1 rRNA gene is annotated in these 1,586 nt (G+C 50.2%); it reads right to left on the reverse strand.

Features of this window, described 5'->3' with window-relative positions:
* Nucleotides 1-6: 6 nt before the first annotated feature.
* Nucleotides 7-1,582 (reverse strand): 16S ribosomal RNA (locus FFM61_RS08820).
* Nucleotides 1,583-1,586: the final 4 nt, after the last annotated feature.

The following is a 1,586-nucleotide window of genomic DNA, read 5'->3' on the forward strand; positions in this document are numbered from 1 at the left end:
CCTTAGAAAGGAGGTGATCCAGCCGCAGGTTCTCCTACGGCTACCTTGTTACGACTTCACCCTAATCATCTGTCCCACCTTAGACGGCTGGCTCCTAAAAGGTTACCCCACCGGCTTTGGGTGTTACAAACTCTCATGGTGTGACGGGCGGTGTGTACAAGACCCGGGAACGTATTCACCGCGGCGTTCTGATCCGCGATTACTAGCGATTCCGACTTCATGTAGGCGAGTTGCAGCCTACAATCCGAACTGAGACATACTTTAAGAGATTAGCGTACCCTCGCGGGTTAGCGACTCGTTGTATATGCCATTGTAGCACGTGTGTAGCCCAGGTCATAAGGGGCATGATGATTTGACGTCATCCCCACCTTCCTCCGGTTTATCACCGGCAGTCTCACTAGAGTGCCCAACTGAATGCTGGCAACTAATAATAAGGGTTGCGCTCGTTGCGGGACTTAACCCAACATCTCACGACACGAGCTGACGACAACCATGCACCACCTGTCACCTTGTCCCCGAAGGGAACGCGCTATTTCTAGCGTTGTCAAGGGATGTCAAGACCTGGTAAGGTTCTTCGCGTTGCTTCGAATTAAACCACATGCTCCACCGCTTGTGCGGGTCCCCGTCAATTCCTTTGAGTTTCAACCTTGCGGTCGTACTCCCCAGGCGGAGTGCTTAATGCGTTAGCTGCGACACTCAAGGGCGGAAACCCTCGAACATCTAGCACTCATCGTTTACGGTGTGGACTACCAGGGTATCTAATCCTGTTTGCTACCCACACTTTCGAGCCTCAACGTCAGTTACAGTCCAGAAAGCCGCCTTCGCCACTGGTGTTCTTCCATATATCTACGCATTTCACCGCTACACATGGAGTTCCACTTTCCTCTACTGCACTCAAGTCATCCAGTTTCCAAAGCAATTCCTCAGTTGAGCTGAGGGCTTTCACTTCAGACTTAAATAACCGTCTGCGCTCGCTTTACGCCCAATAAATCCGGATAACGCTTGGAACATACGTATTACCGCGGCTGCTGGCACGTATTTAGCCGTTCCTTTCTGGTAAGATACCGTCACACACTGAACAGTTACTCTCAGTGCCGTTCTTCTCTTATAACAGTGTTTTACGAGCCGAAACCCTTCATCACACACGCGGCGTTGCTCCATCAGGCTTGCGCCCATTGTGGAAGATTCCCTACTGCTGCCTCCCGTAGGAGTATGGGCCGTGTCTCAGTCCCATTGTGGCCGATCAGTCTCTCAACTCGGCTATGCATCATTGCCTTGGTAAGCCATTACCTTACCAACTAGCTAATGCACCGCGGGTCCATCTCTTAGTGATAGCAGAACCATCTTTCAACCAACAACCATGCGGTTGTTGGTATTATACGGTATTAGCACTTGTTTCCAAATGTTATCCCCTGCTAAGAGGTAGGTTACCCACGTGTTACTCACCCGTTCGCCACTCTTTGAAATCAAAAAATCAAATCAGAGCAAGCTCGTCATATCAATTAAGCACAAAGCGTTCGACTTGCATGTATTAGGCACGCCGCCAGCGTTCATCCTGAGCCAGGATCAAACTCTCATTTTAAAAG

It is taken from the genome of Weissella hellenica (genome assembly GCF_005405545.1).
Classification (GTDB): Bacteria; Bacillota; Bacilli; order Lactobacillales; family Lactobacillaceae; genus Weissella; species Weissella hellenica.